The sequence below is a fragment of the uncultured Fibrobacter sp. genome (assembly GCF_946062555.1).
Taxonomy (GTDB): domain Bacteria; phylum Fibrobacterota; class Fibrobacteria; order Fibrobacterales; family Fibrobacteraceae; genus Fibrobacter.
This window is the reverse complement of record NZ_CAMGVQ010000002.1, coordinates 114,419-126,646: the sequence shown is the minus strand read 5'-3', so window position 1 is coordinate 126,646 and position 12,228 is coordinate 114,419. Positions and strand designations below refer to the sequence as shown.

The 12,228-nt window shown below is 51.5% G+C and carries 8 protein-coding genes and 1 pseudogene; 1 reads left to right on the top strand and 8 read right to left on the bottom strand.

All coding sequences use genetic code 11. From position 1 onward, the window contains the following. Positions 1-61 precede the first annotated feature (61 nt). Positions 62-478 (top strand): annotated as a pseudogene (locus Q0P86_RS01120) (FISUMP domain-containing protein). 1 nt (position 479) lies between these two features. Here Q0P86_RS01120 and Q0P86_RS01115 read toward each other — a convergent pair. The 8 genes from Q0P86_RS01115 to Q0P86_RS01080 form a co-directional block, all read right to left on the bottom strand. Further along, positions 480-1,397 carry a hypothetical protein gene (locus tag Q0P86_RS01115; RefSeq protein ID WP_295036813.1) on the bottom strand — a complete coding sequence of 306 codons (918 nt, stop codon included), beginning with the start codon at positions 1,395-1,397 and terminating at the stop codon, positions 480-482. Positions 1,398-1,675: 278 nt separating this feature from the next. Further along, a complete protein-coding gene (gene thrH / locus Q0P86_RS01110) occupies positions 1,676-2,293 on the bottom strand; it encodes a bifunctional phosphoserine phosphatase/homoserine phosphotransferase ThrH (RefSeq protein WP_290993307.1) in 618 nt (205 codons plus the stop codon). Positions 2,294-2,297: 4 nt separating this feature from the next. Next, positions 2,298-3,176, bottom strand: a complete 879-nt coding sequence (locus tag Q0P86_RS01105) for an Hsp33 family molecular chaperone HslO (protein WP_290993305.1) — start codon at positions 3,174-3,176, stop codon at positions 2,298-2,300. A 16-nt stretch (positions 3,177-3,192) separates the two neighbouring features. Next, positions 3,193-5,217: an ATP-dependent DNA helicase RecG gene (locus tag Q0P86_RS01100; protein ID WP_295036811.1), complete on the bottom strand. Its 2,025-nt coding sequence runs from the start codon at positions 5,215-5,217 to the stop codon at positions 3,193-3,195. A gap of 26 nt (positions 5,218-5,243) precedes the next feature. Continuing rightward, on the bottom strand, positions 5,244-6,242 hold the full coding sequence (locus Q0P86_RS01095) for an MlaD family protein (RefSeq protein ID WP_290993300.1): 999 nt from the start codon (positions 6,240-6,242) through the stop codon (positions 5,244-5,246). Between the two features lie 67 nt (positions 6,243-6,309). Then, positions 6,310-9,456, bottom strand: a complete 3,147-nt coding sequence (locus Q0P86_RS01090; protein ID WP_295036809.1) for an efflux RND transporter permease subunit — start codon at positions 9,454-9,456, stop codon at positions 6,310-6,312. A 15-nt stretch (positions 9,457-9,471) separates the two neighbouring features. After that, the gene (locus Q0P86_RS01085; RefSeq protein WP_295036807.1) at positions 9,472-10,524 is read right to left on the bottom strand and encodes an efflux RND transporter periplasmic adaptor subunit; all 1,053 of its coding nucleotides are present in this window, start codon (positions 10,522-10,524) and stop codon (positions 9,472-9,474) included. Positions 10,525-10,539: 15 nt separating this feature from the next. Then, positions 10,540-11,943, bottom strand: a complete 1,404-nt coding sequence (locus Q0P86_RS01080) for a TolC family protein (protein WP_295036805.1) — start codon at positions 11,941-11,943, stop codon at positions 10,540-10,542. Positions 11,944-12,228: the final 285 nt, after the last annotated feature.

Below are 12,228 nucleotides of genomic sequence, written 5' to 3'. Positions count from 1 at the left end.
AACCCTGGCTCTCTGACACCGGACTCGTGGCTCAACATACCCCGGAATAATCAGCGGAGAAATGGAATACCTTACCGTGTACGGCTGCCTTTATTCATGGGACAAAGCGAAGACCGCGTGCCCCGTCGGCTGGCGCTTGCCAAGCCAGGCGGAATGGAATACTTTGATTGAATTTGTCGGGGATTCCTCGACGGCAGGGAAGATTCTCAAGGCTACGAATACCTAGAGCGACAAGGAGCGCTACGAAGACGGTACGGACGATTACGGCTTTACCGCGCTACCTGGCGGCGTGTGCCTTCCGCAACGTGGCAAGACGCATCAGTCCTTTGTGAATTCGGGAGCCTTTTTCTGGAGTGTCACTGAGGTCGATGACGACGAGTCGATTACCTTGGTTCTGCGTTACGAAAACGATGCTGCAGCGACATTGTTCGAAAACTACAAGGACTCCGGCGTCAGTGTCCGCTGCGTGAAAGACTGAATTAGAAAAATACTCTGTAGGGAACGATTTTCTGGTGCTTCCGTCCCTTGGTGTCAAAGTAGAAGTCGCGGCGGAGTCTGTTCATCTTTGCGGCAGGTCGCTTTGCAATGGATGTTGTTGTCCCATCGGAATAAATCATGAAGTATTGGTTCGTTCCGTTGTGTCGGATTTCTTCTATCATGAAGCCGTTTGAATTTTCTGTAATGGTGTGGTCGTATGACTGTACAATGTCTCCATCTTTTATCGGATTCCCGTTGTTATCTGTGCAATCATCTTCGCAATCATGAACTCGGTAGAATTCGTGGCAAATATGGCTGTCATTTGGGTCGGCAACATAGATTTCAAAACTGGCAGTATCCATCGGTGCGCCGTCTTCTGATCCAAGATGCAGTATGAACAAGGTGTCGTTTTTTAATGATACTTCAATATGACCTAGGTAAAAGTTATCTTCACCCTCTTTTTGTGAGAATTCTGAATAATTAAGAACAACACCGTCTTTATAAATTTTTGAAGAATCCCTAGTTGTTCTTGATCCTACTATAGAGGATTCCTTGGTTAGAGTTCCACTTATGAGTGTTTCGATAAATACCGTGTCGCCTAAAATTTTTTTAGAGGCAATGCTGCGGTCGGAGAGAGTAGTTAAATCGTCTACTAGATAAAACTGAATCGTCGTATCGGTCTGGGTTATTCCGTCTTCATTCGATTTAACTACTGATCTTACGTAATCTTTTTCTCTTAGAATTTTCTCGGAACGAAAAAATTCTCCGTCGTAAGTGAAAAGAATGCTATCAAGGAAAGCGTCTGTTCCTCCTAAATAAAGCCCATACCAATCTTTATAATACATCAGCAGCCCTTCCGTGCAGGTGATGGCGTGGACTGTTGGGACAAGGAACAAAAGGAAAAGAAAATAGCGCATCATATGTAGCCTGTATTTTTTTGGGGTCTAATGTAAAAAACCGGATATATCTGTTAATGAAAGTGAAATTGCTTTTTTTGCAGAAACCTTTGATCCTCGGTCGTAGCCAAGCTCGCATAGCTGCTACTTTCGCTTAGGGGGTTTTAGGGGGCGGAGCACACTAGGCGTGGGGGGAACGGAAGACTTGCCCTGGACCCTATCGCTGCTGTCATTCTGGAGCGTAGCGAATGACCTGCCTTCCCCCTTTTTCTGTCTACCGTCTACTTCCTACTGTCTACTAATTACAGCGTTGTTTGGAACTGGTGGAATTTTTCCAGGAGTTCGGCGTAGGTCTTGGTGGCTTCAAGCTGCGGGAACTGGGCGACGATGGAATCCGGCGCGCAGAAGAAGCAGCCCTTGTCGGCCTGCTTGAGCATGCCCGTGTCGTTGAAGGAATCGCCGCTGGCGAACACCTTGAAGTTGAGGTCCTGCAGGTGCTTCACGACCTTCGTCTTCTGGTCGTTGAGACGCAGGTGGTAACCCTTGATCATGTCGTTTTCGACTTCCAGGTTGTGGCAGAAGATCGTCGGGAATCCGAGATTCTTCATGATGGGGTAGGCGAATTCCTGGAACGTGTCCGAAAGAATAATCACCTGGGCTTCGTCGCGGAGTTTGTCCATAAAAGCGCGGGCGCCGTCGAGCAAGCCGAGGTTTGCGATCACGTTCTGGATGTCCGAAAGCTTGATTTTTTCGCGTTCGAGAATCTTGATGCGGCCCTTCATGAGCACGTCGTAGTCGGGAATGTCGCGCGTAGTCAGGCGCAGGTCCTTGATGCCGGTCTTTTCTGCGACGGCGATCCAGATTTCAGGGGCGAGGACACCTTCAAGGTCCAGGGTAACGACACATTGCTTGGTAAACATAGGGCTATTTCTTTCGTTCGTTGATGATGGAGCGCAAATCCGCAATCGTAATCTGGTACGGGGTGCGGCAGAAGTCGCAAATCACTTCGAGGTCCTTGCCTTCTTTTTCGAGGTCCTGCAAGTCCTTGAGCGGGAGCGTGGCGAGCGTTGCCACGGTGCGTTCGCGGCTGCAGGGGCAGTAGGCCTTCGGGTCGATTTCTTTCACGATATCGATTTCGTAGGGGCCGCGCAGCTGGTCCAGGAGCTCGTCCAGGTCAAAGCCTTCGGGCGTGTTCATGTCGCTGAACTTCGGCAAATTCTGGATAATGACTTCTATCAGGTTGACGTCCTTGTCTTCGAGGTCGGGGAAGGCTTCGATGTAGAAACCGACGGCGTAGTCGAGCTTGCTCGGGTCTTCTTTATTGAAGGCGGCTTCGATGCCCACGGCCGAGCGGATCTGTTCGGATTGCAAAAGGTAGGTAGCGAGGTTCTGGCCCATGGATACGGCGGGAGCCTCGATAATGCTTTCGTGGACGCGCTTGCCCTGTTCGTTCAGCTTGACGACGCGGACGCTCTGCGGAATGAGGGCGGGTTCGTTACCGCCAACCGCCTGGAGTTCCGGCTGCGGAATCATGGCGCGTACCAGGCCTTGCGGCGTGGAGTCCGACTGCACTAGCGTGATTTCGCCCGAGAAACGGGTGGTAAAGCTCACGGTGCCCGGGAACTTGAGCGAAGCGCTCAAGAAAATGCTTGCGATGGAATTTTCGGCGAGGAGCTTGAGGGCGAAACCCTGGGCGTTATGCTTTTTGCCGATTTCGTTCATCGTCGCGGTCAAGTCGACGACAATCAGGCGGAAGGGTGTCTTCTTGCCCGTAGCGCGGATAATGCGGTCCTTGAAATTCATGGCCCAAATTTAGTAATTAATGCACGCCGTCTTCGTTAGCAGATTTCTTTTCGCTGTACCAGAGCTGGATTTTTTCGCGGGCATCCTCGTCGAAGGAGTCTTTATCCTTCAAGATGTTTTCCGCCATCTGCAGGGTTTCGGCGATAAGTTCCTGGTCATGAATCCAGTCAAACCAGCGGAACACCCAACTGCCGCTTTGCTCGTTGCCTTCGAGGTTGCCCGCTCCGCGAGTCTGTAAGTCGAGTTCGGCGATTTCAAAGCCGTCGTCGGTGTGGCTGAACTGGGTAAGGCGATCGAGGGTGTTGTCCGCGGAAGCATCTTCCGGAAGCATTAGGAAACACCACGCCTGTACGTCGCCGCGGCCAACACGCCCGCGTAGCTGGTGCAGCTGCGCCAGCCCGAATCGATCGGGCTGGTCGATCGCCATGATGTTTGCCTCGGGAACATTAACGCCAACTTCAATTACCGTCGTCGCCACCAAGATATGGACTTTCCCTGCAGCGAATCGCTTTAAAATTCCGTCGCGTTCTTCTTCGTCCATCTGCCCGTGAATGCCTTCTACGACAACTGACGGGTCGAATGCTCGCAACTCCTGCACCACGTCCTCGACGCTTCGCACGTTTCCTTCGTCGTCGCTTCCGACTCGGCTTACAATCCAGTAACAGAGGTTTCCGCCTTTCGCCTCGTTACAGATAAACTTCTTCATGTCGTTTCGCTTGTCGGGGCTTACGAGTCGTGTCTTGACGGGTTTTCTTCCGGCTGGCTTTTCCTTGATCGAAATCACCTGCAAGTCACCGTAAAGTGTCATGGCGAGGCTTCGCGGAATGGGGGTCGCGCTCATCACGAGCATGTCGGGGTATTCGCCTTTAGAGAGTAGGGCTTCGCGCTGGTTCACGCCAAAGCGGTGCTGTTCGTCGATAATCACGAATCCGAGTTTTGCAAATGTAACATCCTTGGAAAACAGAGCGTGCGTTCCGATGACGGCTTGGCAAAGCCCCATCTGCAATTCGCCCAGAATCAGACGCTTTTCGGCGGCGGGAGTTGCCCCGACCAACAGTTGAATGCGCATTCCAGCCGCTTCGAAGAACGGCTTCATCTGCTTAAAATGCTGTCGAGCCAGAATATCGGTCGGTACCATCAGGGCGCATTGCTCGCCGGCACCGCACACGGCTAGCATCGAAAGCATCGCAACAACCGTCTTGCCGCTCCCCACGTCTCCTTGCAACAAGGCGTGGAACTGTTTTTTCCCGTTCAAACCGTCGATGATTCGGTTGAGTGCTGCATCTTGTCCGCCTGTCAGGCTAAATGGCAAGCGGGACTTGGCGAGCATCACTTGTCCCAGGTCAATTTGCCTTTCGTGTCCGCGAATTTTCTGGTTCTCGCGACGCTTGATCATGCGCAGACAGAAGGGGAGGAGTTCCAGAATTTTAAGTTCAAATTTCGACTTGCGAATGGATTCAAAATCGGCTGGCTTGTGCAAGACGGCGAGATTCTTCAGGACCGGCTTGAAATGCAGATAGTCCGTCAGTTCCCTGGGACAGATTCCAGATAAAGTAAGGGCCGGAAAATGAAAGATGACACTGTACCAGTGGCGTAGGGATTTCTGCGTGATGCGCGCCTTGGTCATTGCCTCGGTCATGGAATACACCGGCAGTATTTGCCCGTTGAACTGTTCGTCTGAATCCATCGGTTGCATGTCGGGGTGTGTCATCTGCAATCCGCGATATTCGCCTACGACGCCCGTTGCAAGCCACCTTGTCCCCGGTTGCAGTCGCCTGCTTTGGTAGGAGGCACCCTTAAAAAAGGTCAGAGTGATTTCTCCGGTGCCGTCGGTGAGCGTCGCTACAAAGCGACTAGAACGCCCCCGCAGGATTCCTCCTCTTTGGATGGTTCCTATAACGACGGCTCGTTCTCCTACGTGCAGGTTGCCGATGGGTGTCACCTTGGTCTGGTCCAGGTATGTACGCGGGATATTGTATAGAAAATCGGCGAGCGATACGATGCCTGCCGCCTTGAAGGCTTCCAGGCTCTTCGGTCCCATCTTGGGTAGGTTACTCAGGTCCATCTTTAGTCGGGGAGGGCTTCGCCCTTTTCGCTGCGTTCGCGCGCTTTTTCGCGAGCTGTCTTACCGATGATGTTCAGGTTTTTCCAGGTGAAAGGCTTGATTGGATTGCCGTTTTCGTCCAGCATCTTGATGCCCTTGGTATCGATGGCACGCACAAGTTCGTTGAGCTTGAATACGAGCTCGTTTACCTTGTCCACTGTTTCGGAGGAGTATAGAACCTTGTTATACAGGGAGTGTGTCTCGATTTGGGCAATAAGGCCGTTTGTCTTTTGCGCCCCGTCCGAAATGGTCTTTAAGGCGCTTTCGGCAAGTTGCATTTTTGCATTAACGGCTTCGGTGATGCTGCGGATGGCGGAGTCCGCCTGCAAAGAAGCTTCGGTGATATTCGCACTCGCCGAATTGATTTGCAAGAAGAGGCTGTTGATAGTGGGCTGCAGCGTTCTTAGAGTCTGTTCGGTGTTTTGCAGGGCCGATTCAATGCTGACGAGCATTTCTTCGAATATCTGACTTGCCGGTTGATGCGTCGAGTCTCCTTTGATGACCAAGAGGACTAATTCTCGGATAGAGGTAATCTGCTCGTTGACCATTTCGATCTGGCGTAAAGCTTCGGCAATGCCCGGCTCAAAATGTCCCTGGTGGATATAGTCATCGGGGAGGATTTTGCCTGTTTTTGAGGGAATCACCTCGATGCCGCGCTGTCCCATAATGGCGTAGTTAATGTTGTTGAACTGGGTGCCTTCGCGGATGACAATCGGCTGGTTAAACTTGATCTGGACGCGGGCCCGGTCGCCGAGCCATTGGATGTTTCCAATTGTTCCGACCGTGTAGCCACGGATGGTTACCTGGTCTTCGGGTTGCAGTGAACCTAAGTCGTCGAAATCGACCTGGATGATGGTCTTGGCTTCGTGATGAGCATCCCACATGCAGTAGGCGATAAACGCAAAAAGGCCGATAAGCGCCACGAGCGAAATATAGCCCAATGTCCGGTCGGAAATTTTCATAGGTCAGAATATAGTAAAAAGTCCCGGCATAGTGCCGGGACTTGTTTCTCTCTCTATTGTCTAAAGGCTATTCCTTGCTACGACGACGCTTGGCGATAATCTTGTTCGCCTTGCTCTTTACCTTGCTTGTAATGGCGTTCGGGAGCCAGAAGAAGGTGGGCACCAGGTACATGGTGAGAAGTGCGGACACAATTAAGCCACCCACCGAGGCAATACCCATAGGCTGGGTCATGGCGGCCACGTCGCCACCCAGGGCGAAAGCCAGCGGAAGCTGAGCCACCACGGAGGCAAACGTTGCAAGCACAATGGGCTGGAACTTGGTCTTGGCTGCGGTCATTACGGCTGAACGTCTGCCCATGGCTCCGCTACGCAATAGCCTGTTGGCTTCGTCCAGAAGTAGAATAGCGTTATTCACCACCACACCGATAAGCATCACGATAGCCATTAGGGAAATCATGGACAGTGCCTTGCCGGTAAAGATAAGAGCGAGGAACACACCGATTGCACCCATAGGAATCGTAGTCATGATGATGAACGGCTGGGCGAAACTTTCCAGGAGGGCCACCAGCAAGATGTAGGTCAGGAGAATGGCCATGATGATAGCGGTTATGAATTCCTGCACCATATCGTTCTGCATATCGGCGTTACCACCGAAGCCGAAGGAAACGCCTTCCGGAATTTCGTCCTCCATTTCGGAAGTGAGTTTTCCCAGCTTGCCCATGATTTCACCGGTCGTGTGACCCGGCAAAAGGTTCATGGAAATGTCGATACGACTCAGCTTGCGCTTACGGTCAATACGGGTTGGGCCTGCACCGTCTTCTACGTAGAAGAGTTCGCTTGTATTCACGTAGCCCTTCGGGGTGAGGAGCGGCAGGGTCTCGATATCACTATGGCTCTGTCTGTCCTTTTCTTGCAGGCGAACGTACACGTCGTATTCTTCACCGTCTTCGGAATACTGACCTGCTTCGTAACCGCTTACAGCGATATAGTTGTACGTTGCGACCGTCTTGAGGGTCACGCCGTAATCGGCAAGAGCTTGACGATTCGGAATCAAACGGATTTCCGGCTTACCGGCTTCGTAGCTTGTTTTCACATCCACGATACCGTCGATTTTGTCTTTGATACGATCTAGCACGATTTGAGAGGCCTTGACCACGGAATCCATTTTGAGACCGCTGACTTCCAACACCACGTCGCCACTGGAGTTGTTGTTCATTTCAGAAGCGGAAGTAGACTTGATAGAAATGTAGGCATCAGGAATGTTTGCAAAGTAGGGACGTAGGGAGTCCACAATCTGGTCGGTACTGCGGGTACGGCCTTCGCGGTCTTTTAACAGCTTGATACGGAGCGATGCTTGGTTCACGGAAGTCATACCGTTAGAGCCACCGACGGTCACGCTGTAATGCACGATTTCAGGAACATCCTTGATGCGGCTTTCGATGATGCGTGCAACACTGTCGGTTGTTTCGATGTTGGTACCCACGGGCATTTCAAGCTTCACAGAAATCATGCCCTGGTCCTGCTTCGGGGAAAGTTCCACGGTCATTTTGTTGGTTGTCATGTAGCCCACAAACATCAGCATGGCCACGAGAGCCAGAACCTGGAAAATAACACCCGGAACAGAAAGGCAGAAGGAAAGGGTCTTCAAGTACACGAAACGGATGCCGTTCAGTACCGTGGGGAAGACTCCGAAAATACGTTCGCCAATCGAAGGCTTGCTTTCGATGATGTTGCCGTTTTCGTCCTTCTTTTTGCCCTTGAACAGGTAGGCCGCCATCAGCGGAGTCAGGGTAAAGGTTATGATCAGGGACACGACCGTTGCGAACACCATCGTCATACCGAAGGTGCGGAAGAAAATACCCACAATAGACTTCATGAACGCGATAGGAACGAACACGCAGACGTTGGTAAGAGTGGAAGCCATGATAGCCACCATGATTTCGCTTGTACCCTTGTAAGCGGCTTCCTTCGGGTCGAGTCCTTCGCCAAGCTTTGCGTTAATGTTTTCAAGCACCACGATCGAGTTCGTCACCAACAGGCCTACAGATGAAGATAGTGCCATGAGGGACATCATGTTGATGCCGAAACCAGCAAAGTACATCAGGGTAAAGGCTCCGATCACGGAAATAGGCATCGTGAGAGCGGCGATAATCATCGTCGAAAATTTACCGAGGAAGAGGAGCAAGAGAACGGCGGTCAAGGCAATGGCAATCATGATGTTCTGAATCACGTTGTCAATGGATTCGTTCACCGATTCGCTCTTGTCATAGACCAGGTGAAGTTCGAAGCCTTCCGGAAGGGTCTTGTTGATTTCGTTCATGCGCTTCAGAACGCCTTCCGAAACTTCCACCACATTCGCGTCGGAACGCTTTTTGATATCCAAGGAAATTGAGCTCTGTCCGTTGAAACGGGAAGCAGAGGTAATGGTTTCGACGGTATCCTTGATTTCTGCGATTTCAGAAAGTTTGATAACGCCCATGGACGTCGGAATGTCCAAGTTGCGCATTTCATCGAGAGTCTTGAACTTGCCATCCGTACGAACAGAGGTGTTCTTGTGCTTGCCGATCACTTCACCGACCGGGTTGTTTACGTTCGTTGCTCCGTAAAGTCCCATGATCGTCGTAATGTCCACATTGCGGTCGATCATCTTTTCCTTGTCGAGCTCAATGGAAATCTGGCGCGTCGTACCACCGAATATGTCCACGCTCGCCACGCCCGAAACAGAAGTGAAGAGCGGTTCGATTTCGTCTTCCACCTTCTGGCGAAGTTCTGTCGAGTTCAGCGGACCCGTGAAAGAAATGGACATAATAGCAGAAGCGTTAATGTCCACCTTCGAAATAACCGGCGCTTCGACTGCATCCGGGAAGTCTGCTGCGGCGAGTTCGATTTTGGAACGAACGTCGTTAGCCGCCACGTCCACGTCGATACCCATGTTGAACATGGCGATAATGATACCGTAGTTTTCCATACAGATGGACTGCACATAGTCGATACCGTCCACCAGTTCCACCTGGTCTTCAATCGGCTTGATAATGGTGGTTTCGATTTCTTCCGGGTTAGCGCCCGGATAGACGATGGTACCGGTGACGACAGGGATGTCAAATTTCGGCATCAAGTCCACCACCATCATAGAGTAGGTGTAGAGACCGAACACCACGATGGCCAAAATGACCATGAGCATGGTAATCGGTTTGTAAATACTTGCTTTAATCATTCGGAAAAGCCTCCCTTATTCGACAACCAGGACCTTGTCGCCATCGTTCATGCGGGACATGCCTTCGACGATGACGGATTCGTTGCCTTCGAGGCCTTCAGCGATCTGGATGAATTCCTTGGTCTGCACGCCAAGCTTCACGAGCTTACGACGGGCTTTGCCTTCTTCGTCCACGATCCAGACGGCGTTCGAACCGTTGCGGTAAACAACGGCTTCGGTCGGAACTGCAACACCGTTCACCTGGCGAGCGTCAAGTTCTGCGGTCACGTACATGCCCGGAAGGAGCTTCTTGCCCTTGTTGTTGAAGGTCACTTCTACCGGGAAGAATCGAGTTGTCGGATTGGCGGCGAGAGGAATCAGGGATACTTTACCCTTCATCTTTTCGCCGGCGATGGTTACAGTAGCGGTAGCGCCTTTCTTGAAGTAGCCGATATCCTGGCTGGTAATGTTCAGCTTGAGGATGACCTTGTTCAGCTTGGCGATCGTTGCGAACTTTGCGCCGACTCCGGGAGTCTGGCCGACCTGGTACTTGAGCTCGGTCACCACACCTGCTTCGGGGGCGAGAATTAAGGTGGCGCGGCGGGCTGCTTCGAGGTTCATCTTGGCGACCTTGAGCTGCATTTCCTGGGCATCCATATCCTGCTGGCTGATGCCGCCCTTCTGGTAGACTTCGCGCATGCGTTCCGTTGCCTTTTCAAGCACCGCGATTTGTTCCTGGGCCTGCTGGTACTGGGTGTTGTCGCCGGTGTAGAGGTATTCGGCGAGCACCTGGTCCTTTTGCACGGAGGAACCGACCTGGACGTTAATCTTTGCGATGGGATCGCCCATCTTGCAGATTGCGCTATTCTGGTTCATACCTTCGATGGTGCCGCTGTATTTGCGCACATCGGTAAGCTTTGCTTTAGAGGCCTTTACCACGCGGGCCGGCTTGCCCTTTTCCTTCTGGATTTCTTCGATGGTAGAGGCTTTCTTGGGTTCGTTGTTCTTGGCCTCGTCCTTTTGGTTACAGGCAACGAGGAGCATAGATGCTGTGGCGAGGGTCAGGAGGGTTTTTAGAGTCTTATTCATTCTTTCCTCTTCTTATTAATATTCACCGGTGGCCTGGAGAAGCGCGTTGTAGGCCTTGTTCCATTCGACGATAGCCGACATATAGTCGAGCTTTGCTGTGCGGAGGCTGTTCTCTGCAGTAAGAAGGTTCAGCTGCGTTTCGCGTCCAATTTTGTAGGCCGCATTCGTCAGGTCATAATTCTTTTGTGCAAGATCGATTTGGCGCTTTGCAATTTCGATTTGCGAGTTAGCGTCTTCGAGCGTGTTGGCGCAGGATTCAATCTGTACGCGGAATCCGCGTTCGGCGGTTTCCTTCTTGATTTGGGTGCTGCGCAGGTTCGACTTGGCCTGTACCACAGCTTCCTTGGTCTTCATACCGTTAAACAGGTTCATCTTGAGGTTAAGGGCGATATACTTGTTGATGTTTTCGTCCCAGTCCGGAGCGTCCCACTGGTAGAAGTGGTTTTTGTTGTTGCTGTACTTAAGACCGCCAACGAGAACGATTGTGGGCTTGTATCCGCCCTCTTCGATAGAGATGTTCTTGACGAGCATTTCTTCGTTCGCTTCGAGCATCACAAGCTCCTTGCGGCGCTTTTTCACGTTCGCCATGGAGGTGTCGGGATAGGAGTAGCCCTGCAACGGGTCGCGAAGGTCTCCCTTGAATTGTACTTCGGATTCCCATTCCATGCCCATGGTGTTGAGAAGGGCGTTGCGGGCGAGGACCCTGCTTTTTTCCATGCTGTTAATCTTGGAATTCAGCTGGTCCATCGAAAGCTGCACACGGATCAGGTCTAGCTCGGTGGCAAGCCCGCTCTTGAGCGATTGTTCCACGAAGTTCAGGTTTTCCTGGAGCATGTTCTTGGATTCGTAGAGAATCGTGACTGCGGAATCCAGGTAGATGAGCTGGTCGAAAGCGTTTTCGACATCGTAGCGGACGTTTGCCTTGGTGTTGTCCAGGTTTACTTCTTTCAAGTGCTTGTAAACCTTCGCAATTTCGATTCCGTTACCCACCTTACCCTGGGCGTAAAGAATCTGGGTTGCGGTAAGTCCGATGCTGGACTGCCAGCGGTATCCCTGGGACTTCATGCCGTAAATGAGCCCGTCCATGGCTGGGGCAAGTGCGTTTGCCGCAAAAGGTTCATTGTCACCTGCATCCATAGCGGATGCGGCCTTGCTTAAACTCTTGCTGTTTTCCACATCGTCCAGCCCAAAAATGCGGGTGACGGTTGCGTCGAGGTCAATGGAGGGTAGGGCGCTTCCGTACCCGGCGTCAACCTGTGAATTTGCCGAAACGAGCTCTTCTTCGGCGGTTTTGACGTCTGAGGACTTTTCGAGGGCGATTTTGACGGCTTCTTCGCGCGTATAAGTTGTTGCACCCGCCCATTGCGGGGTTGCGAGGCACAGCGCCATGGCCGATAATGCTGCTAAATGCCTGGGCATTCTTTCTCCTATAGTTTTTTTGTGCTCCAAATGTAAAAAAAACTTGCTCTATAAAAAAGGGGATGGGGAGTGTTTAGGGGATGAAATGCACTAAAAAGGGTATGAATGGAGGGGGAATGCGAGATGAAAAATGTGAAATGCGAAAAGTGAAATGAGTGAGGTGTGAAGCAAATTGCGCTACCCGTTTAACATTTTACAAAAAGCGGAAAACGAGATTTATTTCTATTAAAAAACTTATATTTGTGTTGTAGGACGGGGTGGGATAATTCTATCCAGTATTGATGT

Bases quoted from the DNA above. Each gene is read 5' to 3' on its own strand.
- Q0P86_RS01100 (WP_295036811.1), bottom strand. From the start codon at position 5,217: ATGGGACCGAAGAGCCTGGAAGCCTTCAAGGCGGCAGGCATCGTATCG.
- Q0P86_RS01085 (WP_295036807.1), bottom strand. From the start codon at position 10,524: ATGAATAAGACTCTAAAAACCCTCCTGACCCTCGCCACAGCATCTATG.
- Q0P86_RS01090 (WP_295036809.1), bottom strand. From the start codon at position 9,456: ATGATTAAAGCAAGTATTTACAAACCGATTACCATGCTCATGGTCATT.
- thrH (WP_290993307.1), bottom strand. From the start codon at position 2,293: ATGTTTACCAAGCAATGTGTCGTTACCCTGGACCTTGAAGGTGTCCTC.
- Q0P86_RS01095 (WP_290993300.1), bottom strand. From the start codon at position 6,242: ATGAAAATTTCCGACCGGACATTGGGCTATATTTCGCTCGTGGCGCTT.
- Q0P86_RS01105 (WP_290993305.1), bottom strand. From the start codon at position 3,176: ATGAATTTCAAGGACCGCATTATCCGCGCTACGGGCAAGAAGACACCC.
- Q0P86_RS01080 (WP_295036805.1), bottom strand. From the start codon at position 11,943: ATGCCCAGGCATTTAGCAGCATTATCGGCCATGGCGCTGTGCCTCGCA.
- Q0P86_RS01115 (WP_295036813.1), bottom strand. From the start codon at position 1,397: ATGATGCGCTATTTTCTTTTCCTTTTGTTCCTTGTCCCAACAGTCCAC.